The following is a 16,761-nucleotide window of genomic DNA, read 5'->3' as shown; positions in this document are numbered from 1 at the left end:
GATTTTAGATAGCAGAGGTTTTTTGGATTGCAGGAAAAATCTAAAATTGGCAGAGTTTGAAATCAAAATGGAATTAGCATACTTTTTCAGTAATCTAATAACTTCTTCAAGTTTAAGTATTGATTTTTATGGAGAACTTGTAGAAGATATTTGAAATTTTTTGACTTCGTTTTGAACTATTTCAATAGTAAAGTATATACATATAAATGAAAAGTACGCACTTAAAAGTGGCGTACTTACTAAAAAGATACTATTAGATTTAAGAAAGACGACTTTTCTCAAAAGTGCTTATTTTACAGCAGCAGGGGTCTTTTGAGTTTTAGTAGTACCTGCTTTGCCATTGCCATTCTCTGCTTTAATTTCTGCTACTTGCAGATGAGCTTCTAAGAACCAGAGTCGTTTGTCAATGGTGCGAGAAACTTCGGTGTAAAGATCGGCGGTATCAGCATCGCCTAATTCATCAGTTTTAGCGATCGCTTCTCTAATATGTTTAGCATAGATTCCAAAGCGGTCTGACAACGCTGTTACATGGTCTTTACCATCCAAAATATCTAAGGGATATTCTGGCAAAATGGAATTACTAGCTGCGGCGCGGGCTGTTCCGAAAGCGTATCCGCCTAAAGCTGTGACGCGTTCAGCTACCATATCGACGTACTCTTCCAATTCTCCAGCTAGTTCATCAAATAATTCGTGTAACTGGTAGAAGTCAGTACCTTTAACATTCCAGTGTGCTTGCTTTGTTTGGGTTTTTAGATCCAAAGTAGCTGCTAAGGTTTGGTTGAGAAGTACCACGATTTGCACTCGCGCTTCAGCGGGAATGTCAATACGAGTGGGGTACAAACGTGATGTAATGGTGTTGTCGCTCATAGTTCTACGTTAATGCCTTTTGCATCTAACTTTACAGATTTTGGTTGGCTGTGCGAAACTCTCTGACGACAGATTATATTAATGGCTGAATGTGTTACTGTTTATGACTATTGGTCAGATACGATGGTTTTCTATGGTATTGAATGTACCACCGAAAAGGCGATCGCGAATTACATCATTCTGCAAAAAGTCATGGGGAAAACCCACTTCAATTTGACTCACTTCATCTAAGCGTTGCAGATGTTCTGGTGAGAGGCTGACTTTTATTGAAGCTAAGTTATCTTGAAACTGCGTTAACTTACGTGCGCCGACAATCGGAATAATCACACCACTTTGAGCGCGTAACCAAGCTAATGCTACCTGTGAAGGTGTATGGCCAATTTCTGCCGCAACTTGACTAACAACTTGGGCGATTGCTAAATTCCGTTCTGAAATACTTCCTAACGCTGCATTTGCGAATCGTCCTTGTTCATCACCTGCTTGAAGAGGCTGATTATACTTACCTGTCAGCACACCACCACCCAAAGGCGACCACGGGGTTACTGCTAAATCAAAGGCTTTTGCCATCGGTAGCAAGTCCCGTTCTGGTGTCCGCTGAATTAAACTATACTCAATTTGCAGGGCGACAAACTGCGTCCATCCTTGGAACTGGGCAATGGTATTTGCTTGAGAAACGATCCAAGCGGGTGTATCAGAAATGCCGATATAAAGTACTTTACCTTGACGCACTACATCATCAAGCGATCGCAATACTTCTTCAATCGGTGTTGTAAAATCCCAAGCGTGCAACCAGAATAAATCAATGTAATCGGTATTCAGCCGTTTCAAACTACCTTCCAAAGACTGAATTAAATTCTTGCGATGGTTTCCACTGGCATTAGGGTCGCCCTTTTTGTCATTCATCCGCAAGGGAAAGGAATATTTTGTCGCAACTACAAAGCGTTCTCGTTCTTGTGCGATCAACTCACCGACAATTTTTTCACTGCTACCATCGGTATAACCGTTAGCGGTGTCAATGAAATTTCCCCCTGCTTCTGCATACGTGTCAAAGATTTTCCGACTTTCGTCAACAGATGCACCCCAACCCCAATCTTCACCAAAGGTCATGCTTCCCAAGGAGAGTTCAGAGACTCTTAACCCGCTTTTGCCCAAGAGTTTATATCTCATGAATATTTTCTCATTAATGAAAAAACTAAGCAAATACCATTCCAAAGGCATGATAACTGGAAACTGGGTGTGATGTTTGACTTAATACATCGACCTGTTATGTTAATACATCGACCTGCTATGCCAATACATCAACCTGTTATGTTAATACATCGACCTGCTATGCCAATGCATCGACCTGCTATGCCAATACATCAACCTGTTATGTTAATACATCGACCTGCTATGCCAATACATCGACCTGCTATGTTAATACATCGACCTGCTATGTTAATACAGCCTCGTTTTACTTCGCACTGGTTGAGTTAGACAAGAGCGATGCCTACGCAATTAATTCGCCACCTCATGGTAGTTTTGCTTGATAATACCTTCGTTACAATAAGCCTACGTCAAGTCAAAACAAGACATAATGACCTATACCTCGCCCAAGCTACTCACCTTTGAGGAATTTCTCGCCCAATATGGTGACAATACACGCTACGAATTAATCGACGGGCAATTAAGAGACATGGAACCTACAGGGCCACACGAAGCTATTGCAGGTAGTATTGCAGGTAGAATCTATGTCGAAATTTTTAATTCTAATTTCAACTGGCTAGTTCCAAAAACTTGTCTGATAAAACCACCTGCTGCTGAAGCGACAGCACTGCGTCCTGATGTAATTGTTTTAGATAAAGCCGAACTTAGTAAAGAACCGCTTTGGCAAAAAGAACCGATTATTTGTAACGGCAGTACTATTAAGCTTGTTGCTGAGGTTGTGAGTACTAATTGGCAAGACGATTATGCCAGAAAGGTGGAAGAATACGCTTTTCTTAACATCCCAGAATATTGGATTGTGGATTTTCGGGGCTTGGGTGGTTTGCAATTTATCGGCAATCCTAAACAACCAACCTTTACCGTTTGTCAGTTAGTTAACGGTGTGTACCAGCAACAACAATATCGTTTAGGAGATACTATTTCTTCTGATGTCTTGCCAAATTTACAACTTAAGCTAGATGACATTATGTATATTTGAAAAATAAAATTTTGCGCCCAGATCCCCGACTTCTTAAAGAAGTCGGGGATCTAAATCCAGCGATTCACTACAGTTTTCTAAGCTAGAATACCAAAGTTGTATTTATACACATCTAACAACTCAATTATTTTTATGAATTACTACGTAATCTACGACGGGAATTGTAATCTCTGCGTTACCTTAGTGCGATCGCTAGAAACCTTAGACCAAGGAAAGTTATTTCGCTACGCTCCCATGCAAGATGAGCAGACACTTTTACAGTGGGGAATTACAGCCCAAGATTGCGAACAGGGGATGATTTTAATTGATGGCAATGAACCTCAAAGACGTTGGCAAGGTAGTAATGCAGCAGAAGAAATTGGGCGGTTATTGCCAGCAGGAAGTATATTTGTAGACGCTTATCGAGCATTACCGGGGATGAAATGGGCAGGCGATCGCTTTTACGAACAAATCCGCGATAACCGCTACACCATATTTGGTAAGCGTTCTAATACATATCAATCGGCATACTGTGTTGATGGTAGCTGCAAGCTGTAGGGTAGCTTTAAAATCTCATTTCCAGCCTCTGGCTGGAAATGCAAGTCAAAAGCGGCTCTCATCTTCCATCCAGTCAAATGCCTGCAATTAACCACTAAGTGCTTAAGATTTACTTCAGAAATGTTTTCAACGTTATACCTACACTATTTTAAAAGCACTGGTCTACACAAAATGCTATTAAACCGACATTCCCACCAATAAGTAGTGCAAGGCAGGGGGCACATCCAACGCCAAAAGTAGCAGTACAAGCGACAGCACATGCAACGCCGATTAGCGCAACTACAGCCGCGGGTAATCCCAGATTTGAGAAGCAATTATTAAGGCATACAATTGGTGATGCATTGGCTTTGCTGGAGTCTAAGAAAGAATTAGTTTTACCCTGTTTCGAGTTTTGGTAACTTAGTTGTTCTATAAATTCGTTAACAGCTTTCTCACCTTGTGCAACGAAGTTTTTACCGATCAGATCAGTTCCAGCCAATTTTTCATCGAATACCCAGGCATAAGTCACCGTTCCTTGATCGTTAACGGTAATATTTGCCATCAACTTACCGTTATGCCAAAAGCGACCCTGGACACCGCTAAGAGTCTCTTCAAAGCTAAAAGCAGTTGATTCTAAAACATTTTGATTTTTGTCTATAATTTGGGTGAAAGCAGAAGCATTTTCTTGTGATTTACCTGGGTAAGTAATTGGCATAGAGACAAGTATTTCACCGCTTTTTTTCTAATGGCAATTGTTTTTCCTTCCACAAAGCCTGATTTTAATTGTGTTTTAAAAATCTTATACTCATTGAATCCGGTAACTACTCGATGAAAGCGTTTAGCTTCTTCTGGTTCTAGAATAGATAAATTAGATTCAGATTCATCCTTGTTTATTCCTTGTGCAATAAGTGCTTTGAAGTTTGGAAATCCAGAACCCACACAAAACAGAGTGCCAGCAAATATTCCGGCGTTCCTTAAAAATTTTCGTTTGCCAGAAGAAAATTTTTGCCTTCCAGATGGAATTTTCACTCCATATCGTTTAGCTAGGTTATATACTTGCCACCCTTTTTTGAAACCCAATAGCATTCCGAGTTGCAAAGCCATTTTATAACCCGTTGACACTGAGACTTTATCTTGCTTAACAGTCACAAAATAGGGCTGGTGTTCCCAACCATTTGGAAATACCTGTTCTAGTATTCCCTTAGCTTCTTCAGACGCTATGCTAAGAGTCTTTAACTTTCCCTCAGCTACTTTTTCGATAGTATGAGCAAGTGAGCTACAACTAGAACAGTAGGAATCAAAAATGAGATACCGTTTCATCAGAAACCTCCTATGCAACAAGTAATTAAATACTATTCAGCGATGATATATGTTTACTAAAACAGGAATATCGTTATCTAGTTCTTAGTTTTAGGCAACAAAAAATTTTATACAAAACTAGCTATTGAGTTACAAAGATTTTTGAGCGTTACAGTTTATACGCTGCATTACTCACGCCTTTTAACAATAGTTGATTGGAACTAGAAAAAGCAATTTCTATAATCAAGCAGATATGCTGATTTTTGAGAAATATTTCACAATCGCACTGCTATCCCTGCTTAATCCGTGTTTTCAGAGCAAACACATCTAAATTACTTTTGATCGCAACCAACGTTTAAGACCAACAAAAAAATGAGCATTTCTCGTTTGGTTTAGTTTCCAAGGCTCAAAGCGATGTTTACAAAGGGTTACACCTACGCTTAAATATTTATTTGTCAATAAACAAGCCTTAATGAGATTAAATTTGATTCTATTAAAAATACAGTATTTTTATTGAAATTATGTGACCACCTTGTAAACAAGGGAAACCACTCACAACTAATATTTGTCATTAGACTGAATTTATTCTGGTCAAAAATCCGCCTCCAGATGCTAGCAAAAAGTCTGGTAGACGAACCATTATGCTATCTGGCGTGTTTGTAAACATTGTGCAATTAATGACATTTGCGATCACCTCCGGTGGGCGGGTACGCCATCGCCACCGGAAAGGGCGGGTACGCCATCGCGCCGCAATTCGGCACAACAAACTGGAACTGATGGGAGGATACTGCGTGAAAATAGGTGCTAACTACTTGGGCAACGGAGAGTGTGAATTTACAGTTTGGTCTCCGCTATTAGATAGCGTCACAGTAAAAATTTTGACGCCAGAAGAGCAGTTAATTCCGCTCAAGCCTCAGTCTGAGGGATACTGGCACACGAAAGTCAACGATGTGTATCCGGGGACGCTTTATCGGTATGTCTTGAATGGCCAAGACAACTTTGCCGATCCGGCATCGCAGTATCAACCGGAAGGGGTACATGGGCCGTCGCAAATTGTCGATCCTTCTTTTGAGTGGACTGATGAAGGGTGGACTGGGATTCCTGTGGAGTCGATGATTTTCTATGAAGTTCATGTTGGGACATTCACCCCGGAAGGAACTTTCACCGCCATCATTCCCCGTTTACCAGAACTGCGGGAACTGGGAATTAACGCCATTGAAATCATGCCCATCTCCCAGTTTCCGGGAGACACTCATGTTGAAGCTGCTCTGACATATCGCAACTGGGGGTATGATGGCGTTTATCCTTATGCTGTCCAAAATTCCTACGGTAGTCCAGCCGAACTCAAGCAACTGGTAAATGCTTGCCATCAAAATAATATCGCCGTTGTGCTGGATGTGGTGTACAACCACTTTGGGCCAGAAGGCAACTATATGAGTCAGTTCGCGCCCTACTTTACTAAAACCTATAAAACGCCGTGGGGCGAAGCGCTGAATTTCGATGACGCCCATAGTCAGGGTGTGCGAAATTATTTTATCGAAAATGCACTTTACTGGTTGGGCGAATTCCACATTGATGCATTGCGGTTGGATGCCATTCAAGCAATTTATGACTTGGGGGCGAAGCATTTTTTATGGGAATTGGCGGAAGCAGTTCATCATTTCTCACAACAAGGGCAAAGATGGAAACGCCATCTAATTGCTGAAAGTGACTTGAATAATCCGCAAATAATTCGTCCAGCAGAATTGGGTGGATATAGTCTTGATGCTCAGTGGAGTGATGATTTTCACCACGCATTGCACACACTGTTGACAGGCGATCGCCAAGGATATTATCAAGATTTTGGGAAATGTGCTGATTTAGCAAAAGCTTATAGCGATACTTTTGTCTACGATTGGAAATACTCGCCCGATCGCAAACGATTTCATGGCGTATCTTGCCGCGATCGCCCTTTGTCACAGTTTACAGTCTGCATTCAGAATCACGATCAAATCGGCAATCAAATGAAAGGAGAACGCCTCACTCAGCGGATCTCTTTTGAAGGATTAAAGTTAGCTGCTGGCGCTATGCTGCTATCGCCCAACTTACCCCTGTTATTTATGGGAGAAGAATACGGCGAAACTGCACCCTTCATTTACTTTGTCAGTCACTCCGATCCCGATTTGATTCAAGCAGTTCGAGCCGGGCGCAAACAAGAGTTTGAAGCATTTCACTATGCAGATGATCCCCCAGATCCAGAATCGACAGAAACTTTTCTCAAGTCTAAACTTAATTGGGAATTACGCAATCAAGGAAAGCACAAAGTTCTCTGGGATTGGTATCGTCAGTTAATTAATTTACGGAAGACACATCCAGCCCTTTTAAATCAAGACCGCAATTTCATCCAAGCGAGTAGCGATGAAGAGAAAGAAGTGGTGATCGTGCGGCGTTGGTGCGAATCGAGTGAACTAATATTTGTGATGAATTTCAATTCGTCGNNNGTGACAGTGGCTCTGCCGTTTGAGCAAAATGCTAATAAATTGTTAGACTCTGCTGATACCTCATGGTCTGGGCATGGTTCTGAAGCTGCTGAACATCTGTCTGTGGGTCAAGAAGTGAAATTGCAACCTACTAGTCTAGTACTCTATGAAAAAGGATAAGAGGGAGAGTTAGAACTTAAAGTTTCAGCTTCATAACCTCAAGTTTCAAGCTAAAAGCCTCAACTTCCGAGCAAAAAGCCTCAACGTTCGAGCTAAAAGACTTAACGTTTGAGCTAAAAGACTTAACGTTCGAGCTAAAAGACTTAACGTTCGAGTTAAAAAGTTGTTTAAAAAATGGTTGGCTGTGATTTTAGGTACTTATCGATCCCCCCTAACCCCCCTTAAGAAGGGGGGAACCGGAATCAAAGTCCCCCTTTTTAAGGGGGATTTAGGGGGATCTAGAAGTTTCACTACCGTGAAGAGGACTTTTAAAAAGCTCAACGTTCAAGCTCAAAACCTCAAACTCCCTCATTTCCCTTACTCTCCACTCCAAAAAAATATGCGAATTCCCACCGCCACTTATCGAATTCAGTTTACACCTCAGTTTGGCTTTGACAACGCTAAAGCGATCGCAGCTTATTTAGCAGATTTGGGTATTTCCGATTTATATGCCTCCCCCATTTTCAAGGCACGATCCGGGAGTACACACGGCTACGATATAGTAGATGCCACTCAACTTAATCCAGAATTGGGAACAAATGAATCCTTTGATGCATTAGTTGATGAAATCCAATCCCTTGGTATGGGCTGGTTACAAGATATTGTGCCCAACCACATGGCCTATAGTAGCGAAAACGATTACTTGATGGACATATTGGAACACGGCCCAGATTCCAGTTATACCGACTACTTCGACATTTCTTGGAATACACCCTTTGGCGATCGCCAAGAGCGAATTCTCGCGCCACTACTGGGAGATTTCTATGGTGCATCCCTGGAAAACGGACACATTCAACTGCAATACGAACAGAACGGTTTAACTGTCAACTATTACAGCTTGAAATTGCCACTCCGCTTAGAATCTTACACAAAATTTATCACCTATAATTTAGGAAAACTCACCCGTACATTGGGACGCAATCATCCCGATTTTATTAAGCTATTGGGGATTCTCTACATTCTCAAAAATGTCCCTTCAGAAGTTGCGGGTAAACAGCGACAAGACCAAATTGCATTTATCAAAGGATTAGTTTGGGAACTTTACACTACAAACGATGCCATCCGCGAGTTCATTGACGAAAATATCGAAACTTTCAACGGAGAACCCGGTAATTCCGAAAGCTTTAACCTCCTAGATGAATTACTAAAAGACCAGTTTTACCGTCTCGCTTTCTGGAAGGTTGGCGCAGAAGAAATGAACTACCGCCGTTTCTTTACTGTCAACGAACTGATTTCTGTGAAAGTTGAAGAAGTGCGGGTTTTTAATAATACTCATAGCCTAATTCAAAAACTGGTTGAGGAAGGTAAGTTTACAGGTTTACGCATCGATCATATTGATGGACTTTATAACCCAATCCAGTATCTCGAAAGGCTGCGAGAAAAAATGGGTGATGTTTATATCACTGTTGAAAAGATTTTAGAAATTACTGAAGATTTGCCAAAAGATTGGAAAATTGAAGGAACATCTGGATATGACTTTCTCAACTATGTAAATGGCGTATTTTGCCAAACTGAAAATGAGTCATCCTTCGAGAAGATTTACCAGAACTTTATTGGTTCACGAGTAGATTATGCCTCAGTAGTCAAGGATAAAAAACACCTGATCCTAGAAAAGAATTTAGCAGGTGACATTGACAGTTTGGCTCTTTTATTAAAAAATATCTCCAGCAAATATCGCTATGGCAATGATTTTACCCTGAATGGATTAAAAAGAGCGATCGCTGAAGTTTTGACACTGTTCCCGATTTACCGTACCTACATTACGCCCGATGGAATTGGAGATAGCGATCGCGCTACCATTCAAGAAGTCATTAGCCAAGCCAAAGAACAAACGCCCCTATTGCAGCACGAACTGACCTTTATTGAAAAGTTAATGCTGCTAGAATTTGATAACTCTCTGACTCAAACAGAACGCGAACAGTGGATATATTTTGTCTTGCGAATGCAGCAATACAGCGGCCCGCTAATGGCAAAAGGCGTCGAAGACACCACATTATATGTATACAATCGCTTGCTGTCGTTGAATGAAGTTGGGGGTAATCCCGGTCATTTTGGGATTCCAGTAACTAAATTTCATGCCTTTAACAAGCAGCACCAAGCAACCTGGCCCCACACAATGAACACCACCGCCACCCACGACACCAAACGCGGCGAAGATGTGCGGGCCAGATTGAATGTCCTCTCAGAAATCCCCGATGAGTGGGATCAGCAGGTAAATACTTGGAGTGCCATTAATCGCGGACATCGTAGCCATCGCCACGGCTTCGCTATACCCGATCGCAACGATGAGTATTTTCTCTATCAAACCCTAGTAGGGGCGTTTCCTTTTGGCGAACACGAACATGCATCCTTCGTGGAACGAGTGAAGGACTATATAATAAAGGCAATACGAGAAGCGAAGGTGCATACAGCCTGGTTACGACCTGATAGCGAGTATGAAGAAGCTTGTACCTCCTTTATTGAGAAAGTACTCGATCCTGCTATATCCGGGGAATTTCTAGAAGCCTTTCGTCCATTTCAACAGCGAATTGCCGACTATGGAATCTTTAATTCCCTTTCCCAAACTCTACTAAAGATTACCGCCCCCGGCGTACCCGATTTGTACCAGGGAACGGAACTTTGGGAATTGAGTTTAGTCGATCCAGATAATCGCCGTCCCGTGGATTTTGAACAGCGACGTACTTACTTAAGCGCCATCCGCGAACAGGTAAAAACAGACATACTCGGATTAATTCAGGAGTTACTAAACGACAAAACAGACGGTAGAATCAAACTGTTTTTAACGGCTCAATTACTCCAAGCCAGAACGAACTATGTCTCATTATTCCAGGACGGCGATTATTTACCGTTAGAAGTTCAGGGAACCTACGCCAATCATATTATCGCCTTTGCACGGCGAGAGGGGAATCAAACAGCGATCGCGATCGCACCCCGCTTTTTAACCAGCCTCATCCAGCCAGGAGACAATCCCTTGGGCGAGTCAGTTTGGCAAGATACGCACCTGCAACTACCCCCCGGAACTTCCCCCACCTGGAAAAACATCCTAACTCAGCAACCCTTACACACCACAGAAACCCTATCTATCGCAACAGCCCTCACCCATTTCCCAGTTGCCCTATTAGTTAGCAGCGCCGAGTAAAAACAAAAATCAATCCTACGCAGAGAGAACCCTGTAAAACCTCAGCGTTCCTCTGCGCTTCCCTTCGCGACGGCAGTCGCTCATGGGGGAAACCCCCAAGACCGCGCTACCTCTCCTTTGCGTTTAAAAAATTCTAAATATGACCACTCCCCCAGCACTGACCACCGCACAGATAGACGCTGTGCGCCTCCACATCAAAAAAACGTGGAAAACCTTAACGCGATCGCACGAACACTTATTACAATCTGCAAAGGATACCAAACTAGACCACAAAAAAGACACTCCTTGGCTCGTCTACATTTCCCCCTCAGAAGATTGTCCCAACATTCAAACTGTGTTAGAGCGATCGCTATCTCCAAAAGATATGCAACAGCTAGAAATTCGCACTTTGCCATCAGAAGTAGAAGCAATTAAACAGCATGGGTTACTATACCTACCAGGCCCTTATGTCGTACCAGGTGGTCGCTTCAACGAAATGTATGGCTGGGACAGCTACTTTATATTACTAGGACTTTTGCACGATGGAGAATTGGAGCTAGCACAAAGTCAAGTCGATCAATTACTCTACCAAGTGCAACATTACGGCACTATCCTCAACGCCAACCGGACTTACATGCTGTCGCGATCGCAGCCTCCTGTACTTAGTATGATGGTTTTGGCGTTATTCCAGCACACCAAAGATGAAGAGTGGTTGAAAGCAACCGTACCGCTGCTAGAGCAATTTTACTATTACTGGGTAGTACCGCCACACCTAAATGCTGCAACCGGCTTATCCAGATTTTATGCCTTTGGGGAAGGCCCCGCGCCAGAAGTTTTGTTTTCCGAGCGAGATGAAGAGGGAAAAAGCCACTACGATCGCGTTAAGGAATATTACCAAACCTTTGAGGTTGAGGATTACGATGTCAATCTTTATTACGATCGCGAGAAAGACGAACTGACCAATTTATTTTACAAGGGCGATCGCACCATGCGCGAGTCCGGTTTTGATATTACTAACCGATTTGGCCCTTTCAGTGCTGATATCCTCCACTACGCTCCTGTATGCCTCAACAGTTTCCTGTATCAGGTGGAACGAGATTTAGCACAAATTAACCATATTTTCGGGAACGAAGAACTAAGACAACAATGGAGCGATCGTGCAGATATCCGCCGCGATCGCATCGATGAATTTCTCTGGGATGAAGAACAAGGATTATATTTCGACTATCATTTCCAGAGTGGAAAACGCCGTCGCTACGAATTTGCTACCACGTTCTATCCTCTCTGGCTGGGAATTGCTTCTCCAACTCAAGCCAAACGCGTCGTCAAAAATCTCTCTTTGTTTGAAGCCCCAGGCGGAATTTTTACCAGTACTCATGTCACGAGCAACCAGTGGGATGCCCCCTTTGGCTGGGCCCCATTGACATTAGTTGCTGTCCTGGGACTTCACCGCTATGGGTATCATGCAGAAGGCGATCGCATTGCCAACAAGTTTCTCGCTATGGTAGTTAAAGAATTCGAGCGTCACAATACCCTAGTTGAGAAATATGATGTTGAACGCTGTTCTGCCAACGTTTCCGACGAAATCACCTTTGGATATAGTTCTAACGAAGTTGGTTTCGGCTGGACAAATGGAGCGATTCTGGAACTCTTAGCAATGGGCGATCAAAAAGTTTAAATAAAAAGGCGTGAGTTTTTTTCTCACGCCTCGATCTGATCTATTGATGAATTTATTAGCCATTACGGTGAGTGCGATCGCTATGAACTAATTGATGGTGAATTAATTGAGATGGAACCAACCGGGCTACACGAGCAAGTATCTGCATTGATTGGGCGAAAGCTGAATATAGAAATTGATCGTCAGGATCTAAGCTACTTTATTCCCCATCGCTGTCTAATCAAACTCTTAGCAACAGAAATAGCTTTTCGTCCCAGCTTGGCTATAACTGTGGAAACTCTTAATTGTAGCAGCTTACATAATCAATATCTGCCAGACCGCCGCGATAAGTAGTCCAAGTAACCGCACAGGTTTTTCTTGAGGAATAACTCTCACGAAGTAAATCACTAATTTCTTGATACAAAGCATTATCTTTCCACAAACATAGCCAACCACCACCAGTTGGTAATGTAGGGTTCATTTGAATACATACACCCCTTCCTGCTACCTGAGGATTTAGATGATATTCCCGAATTGTACCAGATGCACTGTCAGCCAAAGCTGATGTATTACCCAGCATAACTAAAGCACAGGGTAAACCCAAATACTTGAAAAGTTGTGCCTTCATGAACTTTCACTCCTTTGCTATATGATTAAATGTCTAGAATAGACAAAACAAACATGTAATCTTAAACCCAAAGTAGTTTTGGTTACTCTTTTCTAATACCAAGCACAAATATAGCGTTGCGGCTTGAATTTTGAACGCCTAATGAGACTAAAACTCTGATTGATATATGATTTTTGCAAGATATCTATTCATCAGGAGCCAGAATGCAGAATGAATTGGATAGTGGCGTATTGCAATACGCCACTACTTTTGAATAAAAGGGTTTAAGTACGGAGCTAAATCTACAATTTCCTAGTTTTCTATTATATGGTTTGCCTGAATTCTCCAGTAATTACCCCCGCCTGAATTCTGAATTTTAACTCCTGTATTATTTATTAACGCCGTATCAGCACCTAATTATTATCATCTTTACGCTTATCGTAAGGTTCACCTGTAAAAGGTTGTACGCCTGTCGCAGGATAAGCGTCATCATTAGGCCCAAAAATCCGCATTGCAGCTTCAGAAATATACTTGGTTATGTTCGCAATGATGTTGGAAATAGCCATAATATTGGACTCCTTATTTTCGAGTCGCTTTAATTGTGCTACCTATACTCTAATACTGATATTCAAGCCTTGCTCATATTCTCAATATATTGAGAATATATGCAATGTTTATTCAGATAACTTTGCAATACTTTAGCTTGTCGAAAAGTCAAACTTTTCTCTTCGATTCTAATCGTAACATAGTTGTTTCTTTCAACCCATTTGGGAAAATAGCGAAGCAAAACAAACTTTCTCTGACAGGATATTGTTTTCCTTGATTACCCACCCGCTCTAATTAACATTATTGCGCACTATCACTATTAAAGAATATTAAGTATTTGATGAAGTTAGTATTAAGCTACCGATAAATCTACTGTTCTACGGCAATCTCAGACAATATACTTGCAGGGAGTTGACATTATTTATGGTAAATATTACCATAAATAAAAGAAGCATCTTGTAAGGAAGCTCTTGCATGACAACTTTGCCAGATTTGGACTATGTATATAAACAGCAAAGCCAGCAGAACGAGGAACTAAACCTTTCTGCCGATGACTACAGCTTGCTGACCGACCTTTACCAGTTAACAATGGCAGCTTGTTACACAGGCGAAGGTATAGAACAACGACGGGCCAGCTTTGAATTGTCTGTCAGACGATTGCCAGAGGGTTTTGGTTATTTGATTGCAATGGGGCTAACGCAAGCATTGGAATATTTAGCCAAAATCCGCTTTAGTTCCGCGCAAATTGCGGCATTACAAGCAACCGGAATTTTTGCTCATGCTGGCGATCGCTTTTGGTCACTTTTAGCTGAGGGAAAGTTCACGGGTGATGTTTGGGCAGTACCAGAAGGGACGGCTGTGTTTGCCAATCAACCACTGTTGCGGGTGGAAGCACCTCTTTGGCAAGCCCAACTAGTGGAAACTTACCTTTTAAATACGATTAATTACCAGACTTTGATTGCCACAAAAGCAGCCCGGTTGCGGGATGTCGCGGGGGAAAAAGCAACACTTTTAGAATTTGGTACAAGACGGGCATTTAGTCCCCAAGGGTCTTTATGGGCAGCACGGGCGGCGTTGGCGGGTGGGTTAGATTCCACTTCCAATGTGTTAGCAGCGCTACAACTAGGACAAAAGCCAAGTGGTACGATGGCACACGCCTTAGTGATGGCATTGTCAGCAATAGAAGGCACTGAAGAACAAGCTTTTAGTGCATTTCATCGGTATTTTCCGGGTGCGCCATTACTAATTGATACTTACGATACCATTGCTGCTGCCCAGCGCTTAGCCGAAAAAGTAAATTCCGGGGAAATGCAATTAACAGGAGTGAGATTGGACTCAGGAGATTTAGTTACCTTATCAAAACAGGTGCGATCGCTCCTTCCCGGTGTGCCAATTTTTGCTAGTGGCGACTTGGATGAGTGGGAAATTGCCAGATTAAAAGCTGCTGGGGCGCAAATTGATGGTTACGGGCTGGGAACGCGACTAGTTACAGGTTCGCCCGTAAACGGAGTCTATAAACTTGTAGACATTGATGGCATCCCAGTGATGAAGCAGTCTAGTGGTAAAGTTACTTATCCAGGACGCAAGCAGATTTTTCGCTCGTTTACGGGAGGTAAGGTAAAAGCAGACAGATTGGGACTCTTAGGTGAAATTCCTCAAGAAGAAGAACCTTTGTTGCAGTTAGTAGTGCAAGAAGGTCAACGGGTGCAGCCGTTAGAGTCTTTGGCAACAATTCGTCAACGTACCGCAGCCTCAGTTGCTAGTTTGCCACAAGAAACACGACGTTTGGATCGTCCTGTAGGGGTGCAGGTGGAAATTTCTACCGCACTGCAACAGTTGACAGAGGAAACTAAGAAACGAACCGCATACCCCTTCGGGGAAGCAAGCTACGCGCAGCGTCTCGTAGAGAAGGACGCAAAGTAAGATGATGAAAATTGCTTTGTTTGGAACGAGTGCCGATCCACCAACTGCGGGACATCAAAAAATTCTGAGTTGGTTGTCTGAGCGTTATGATTGGGTAGCAGTTTGGGCAGCGGATAATCCGTTTAAGTCTCATCAAACACCCTTAGAACATCGGGCGGCAATGTTGCGACTGTTGATTGCGGATATAGACGCGCCACGGCATAATATTGCTTTGGAACAAGAATTGAGTAGCTTCAGAACGCTGGAAACAGTGGAAAAAGCCAAGCTTGCTTGGGGTGAAGACGCTGAATTAACGATGATCATTGGTTCAGATTTACTGAGTCAGCTACCACGTTGGTATCGCATTGAAGATTTGTTACAGCAAGTGCAACTACTGATTGTACCGCGACCCGGATATGCAATAGATGAATCTAGTTCAGAGGTAGTGCAAAAGCTGGGAGGGAAAATTGCGATCGCTAGTCTGATAGGTCTAGATGTTTCCTCAACAGCGTACCGCGAACATGGAGATCCCCAAGCCCTCACAGCCCCTGTAGTTGCCTATATTAATCGAGAGCATTTGTACGAATGCCAGGACGTTCACCAAAAAAGATACCAACTCCGTTAAACCAACAACCTTTGGCCGATTTCAAGGTTGGTGTTGATAATGTAATTTTTTCTGTAGATACTGTACAAAATCGGCTGTTAGTTCTACTCGTAATGCGACAGCAAGAACCATTTTTAAATCATTGGAGTCTTCCCGGTACTTTGGTACGTCCAGGAGAGTCTTTAGAAGATGCCGCTTATCGCATTATGGCAGAGAAAATTAAGGTCAACAATCTCTATTTAGAACAACTGTATACATTTGGCGGGCCGAATCGCGATCCACGGGAAGCAACTGATAGTTATGGTGTGCGTTATTTATCAGTTAGTTACTTTGCTCTAGTGCGATTTGAAGAAGCCGAATTGATTGCCGATCGCATGACTGGCATCGCTTGGTATCCGGTAAAACAAGTGCCGCAATTAGCTTTTGACCATAACGAAATTCTGGCTTATGGACATAGGCGGTTACGAAATAAATTAGAGTATAGCCCAGTGGCTTTTGAAGTCTTGCCAGAAATGTTCACCTTGAATGATTTATATCAGTTATACGCCACAGTTTTAGGTGATAACTTTTCCGATTATTCTAATTTTCGAGCGCGTCTACTCAAGTTAGGTTTTTTATGCGATACCGGAATTAAGGTATCACGAGGTGCTGGTCGTCCAGCTAGTTTGTATAAGTTTGACGCCGAAGCTTTTGCTCCCTTAAAAGATAAACCCTTGGTGTTTATTTAATGCACTGTTACGTTGAGTTTAAGGTTCAAAGTCAAAGCAATTAATTTAACTCTTTAC

General features: G+C 42.4%; 16 protein-coding genes. 10 read left to right on the top strand and 6 right to left on the bottom strand.

All coding sequences use genetic code 11. The features are described from left to right. Window positions 1-288 precede the first annotated feature (288 nt). Together dps and QUD05_RS22580 are read right to left on the bottom strand one after the other, a co-directional pair. Window positions 289-867: a DNA starvation/stationary phase protection protein Dps gene (dps, locus tag QUD05_RS22585; RefSeq protein ID WP_289798034.1), complete on the bottom strand. Its 579-nt coding sequence runs from the start codon at window positions 865-867 to the stop codon at window positions 289-291. Between the two features lie 114 nt (window positions 868-981). Then, complete coding sequence (locus QUD05_RS22580; protein WP_289798033.1) at window positions 982-2,034, bottom strand: aldo/keto reductase; 1,053 nt, start codon at window positions 2,032-2,034, stop codon at window positions 982-984. Window positions 2,035-2,106: 72 nt separating this feature from the next. Here QUD05_RS22580 and QUD05_RS22575 point away from each other — a divergent pair, with 72 nt between their 5' ends. The 3 genes from QUD05_RS22575 to QUD05_RS22565 all read left to right on the top strand — a co-directional run bounded on the left by QUD05_RS22575 (window position 2,107) and on the right by QUD05_RS22565 (window position 3,586). Next, window positions 2,107-2,343 (top strand): hypothetical protein, encoded by a 237-nt coding sequence (locus QUD05_RS22575; protein ID WP_289798032.1) that lies wholly within the window; start codon window positions 2,107-2,109, stop codon window positions 2,341-2,343. A gap of 100 nt (window positions 2,344-2,443) precedes the next feature. Beyond that, window positions 2,444-3,049, top strand: coding sequence for a Uma2 family endonuclease (locus QUD05_RS22570; RefSeq protein WP_289798031.1), 606 nt, complete (start codon window positions 2,444-2,446; stop codon window positions 3,047-3,049). 132 nt (window positions 3,050-3,181) lie between these two features. Further along, window positions 3,182-3,586, top strand: a complete 405-nt coding sequence (locus tag QUD05_RS22565) for a thiol-disulfide oxidoreductase DCC family protein (protein WP_289798029.1) — start codon at window positions 3,182-3,184, stop codon at window positions 3,584-3,586. 148 nt (window positions 3,587-3,734) lie between these two features. Here QUD05_RS22565 and QUD05_RS22560 read toward each other — a convergent pair whose 3' ends face one another. Beyond that, window positions 3,735-4,280: a hypothetical protein gene (locus QUD05_RS22560; RefSeq protein ID WP_289798028.1), complete on the bottom strand. Its 546-nt coding sequence runs from the start codon at window positions 4,278-4,280 to the stop codon at window positions 3,735-3,737. Continuing rightward, a complete protein-coding gene (locus tag QUD05_RS22555) occupies window positions 4,220-4,885 on the bottom strand; it encodes a hypothetical protein (RefSeq protein ID WP_289798027.1) in 666 nt (221 codons plus the stop codon). The genes QUD05_RS22560 and QUD05_RS22555 overlap by 61 nt, the downstream gene beginning before the upstream one ends. Before the next feature lie 770 nt (window positions 4,886-5,655). Between QUD05_RS22555 and treZ the strand changes: the two genes are divergently transcribed. The 4 genes from treZ (at window position 5,656) to QUD05_RS22535 (ending at window position 12,671) form a co-directional block, all read left to right on the top strand. Next, complete coding sequence (treZ, locus tag QUD05_RS22550) at window positions 5,656-7,503, top strand: malto-oligosyltrehalose trehalohydrolase (protein ID WP_289800051.1); 1,848 nt, start codon at window positions 5,656-5,658, stop codon at window positions 7,501-7,503. Between the two features lie 379 nt (window positions 7,504-7,882). Further along, entirely contained in the window at window positions 7,883-10,681 is a 2,799-nt protein-coding gene (gene treY, locus QUD05_RS22545; protein ID WP_289798026.1) for a malto-oligosyltrehalose synthase, read from the top strand. A 139-nt stretch (window positions 10,682-10,820) separates the two neighbouring features. Then, window positions 10,821-12,338: a trehalase family glycosidase gene (locus tag QUD05_RS22540; protein WP_289798025.1), complete on the top strand. Its 1,518-nt coding sequence runs from the start codon at window positions 10,821-10,823 to the stop codon at window positions 12,336-12,338. 105 nt (window positions 12,339-12,443) lie between these two features. Continuing rightward, window positions 12,444-12,671: a hypothetical protein gene (locus QUD05_RS22535; protein ID WP_354666184.1), complete on the top strand. Its 228-nt coding sequence runs from the start codon at window positions 12,444-12,446 to the stop codon at window positions 12,669-12,671. Here QUD05_RS22535 and QUD05_RS22530 read toward each other — a convergent pair. Beyond that, on the bottom strand, window positions 12,619-12,945 hold the full coding sequence (locus QUD05_RS22530) for a hypothetical protein (RefSeq protein WP_289798023.1): 327 nt from the start codon (window positions 12,943-12,945) through the stop codon (window positions 12,619-12,621). The two genes, QUD05_RS22535 and QUD05_RS22530, sit on opposite strands and share 53 nt — an antisense overlap. Before the next feature lie 392 nt (window positions 12,946-13,337). Further along, complete coding sequence (locus QUD05_RS22525) at window positions 13,338-13,490, bottom strand: hypothetical protein (protein ID WP_167306193.1); 153 nt, start codon at window positions 13,488-13,490, stop codon at window positions 13,338-13,340. Between the two features lie 454 nt (window positions 13,491-13,944). Here QUD05_RS22525 and QUD05_RS22520 point away from each other — a divergent pair, with 454 nt between their 5' ends. The 3 genes from QUD05_RS22520 to QUD05_RS22510 are packed head-to-tail and all read left to right on the top strand — an operon-like array spanning window position 13,945 to window position 16,704. After that, window positions 13,945-15,393 (top strand): nicotinate phosphoribosyltransferase, encoded by a 1,449-nt coding sequence (locus QUD05_RS22520; RefSeq protein WP_289798022.1) that lies wholly within the window; start codon window positions 13,945-13,947, stop codon window positions 15,391-15,393. Between the two features lie 4 nt (window positions 15,394-15,397). Then, the gene (locus QUD05_RS22515) at window positions 15,398-15,997 is read left to right on the top strand and encodes a nicotinate-nucleotide adenylyltransferase (RefSeq protein ID WP_289800050.1); all 600 of its coding nucleotides are present in this window, start codon (window positions 15,398-15,400) and stop codon (window positions 15,995-15,997) included. After that, window positions 15,958-16,704, top strand: a complete 747-nt coding sequence (locus tag QUD05_RS22510) for an NUDIX hydrolase (protein ID WP_163929288.1) — start codon at window positions 15,958-15,960, stop codon at window positions 16,702-16,704. Before QUD05_RS22515 ends, QUD05_RS22510 begins: the two co-directional genes overlap by 40 nt. Window positions 16,705-16,761: the final 57 nt, after the last annotated feature.

Origin of the sequence: Nostoc sp. GT001 (assembly GCF_030382115.1) — a bacterium.
In the GTDB taxonomy this organism is placed as follows: Bacteria; Cyanobacteriota; Cyanobacteriia; order Cyanobacteriales; family Nostocaceae; genus Nostoc.
The sequence above is the reverse complement of the archived record's forward strand: the minus strand, read 5'-3'. Positions and strand labels throughout refer to the sequence as shown.

Excerpts from the sequence above, each read along its gene's own strand:
- QUD05_RS22530 (WP_289798023.1), bottom strand. The coding sequence starts at position 12,945 with ATGAAGGCACAACTTTTCAAGTATTTGGGTTTACCCTGTGCTTTAGTT.
- QUD05_RS22520 (WP_289798022.1), top strand. The coding sequence starts at position 13,945 with ATGACAACTTTGCCAGATTTGGACTATGTATATAAACAGCAAAGCCAG.
- treY (WP_289798026.1), top strand. The coding sequence starts at position 7,883 with ATGCGAATTCCCACCGCCACTTATCGAATTCAGTTTACACCTCAGTTT.
- QUD05_RS22565 (WP_289798029.1), top strand. The coding sequence starts at position 3,182 with ATGAATTACTACGTAATCTACGACGGGAATTGTAATCTCTGCGTTACC.
- QUD05_RS22560 (WP_289798028.1), bottom strand. The coding sequence starts at position 4,280 with ATGCCAATTACTTACCCAGGTAAATCACAAGAAAATGCTTCTGCTTTC.
- QUD05_RS22580 (WP_289798033.1), bottom strand. The coding sequence starts at position 2,034 with ATGAGATATAAACTCTTGGGCAAAAGCGGGTTAAGAGTCTCTGAACTC.
- QUD05_RS22515 (WP_289800050.1), top strand. The coding sequence starts at position 15,398 with ATGAAAATTGCTTTGTTTGGAACGAGTGCCGATCCACCAACTGCGGGA.
- QUD05_RS22575 (WP_289798032.1), top strand. The coding sequence starts at position 2,107 with ATGTTTGACTTAATACATCGACCTGTTATGTTAATACATCGACCTGCT.
- QUD05_RS22570 (WP_289798031.1), top strand. The coding sequence starts at position 2,444 with ATGACCTATACCTCGCCCAAGCTACTCACCTTTGAGGAATTTCTCGCC.
- QUD05_RS22510 (WP_163929288.1), top strand. The coding sequence starts at position 15,958 with ATGCCAGGACGTTCACCAAAAAAGATACCAACTCCGTTAAACCAACAA.
- QUD05_RS22555 (WP_289798027.1), bottom strand. The coding sequence starts at position 4,885 with ATGAAACGGTATCTCATTTTTGATTCCTACTGTTCTAGTTGTAGCTCA.
- dps (WP_289798034.1), bottom strand. The coding sequence starts at position 867 with ATGAGCGACAACACCATTACATCACGTTTGTACCCCACTCGTATTGAC.
- QUD05_RS22540 (WP_289798025.1), top strand. The coding sequence starts at position 10,821 with ATGACCACTCCCCCAGCACTGACCACCGCACAGATAGACGCTGTGCGC.
- QUD05_RS22525 (WP_167306193.1), bottom strand. The coding sequence starts at position 13,490 with ATGGCTATTTCCAACATCATTGCGAACATAACCAAGTATATTTCTGAA.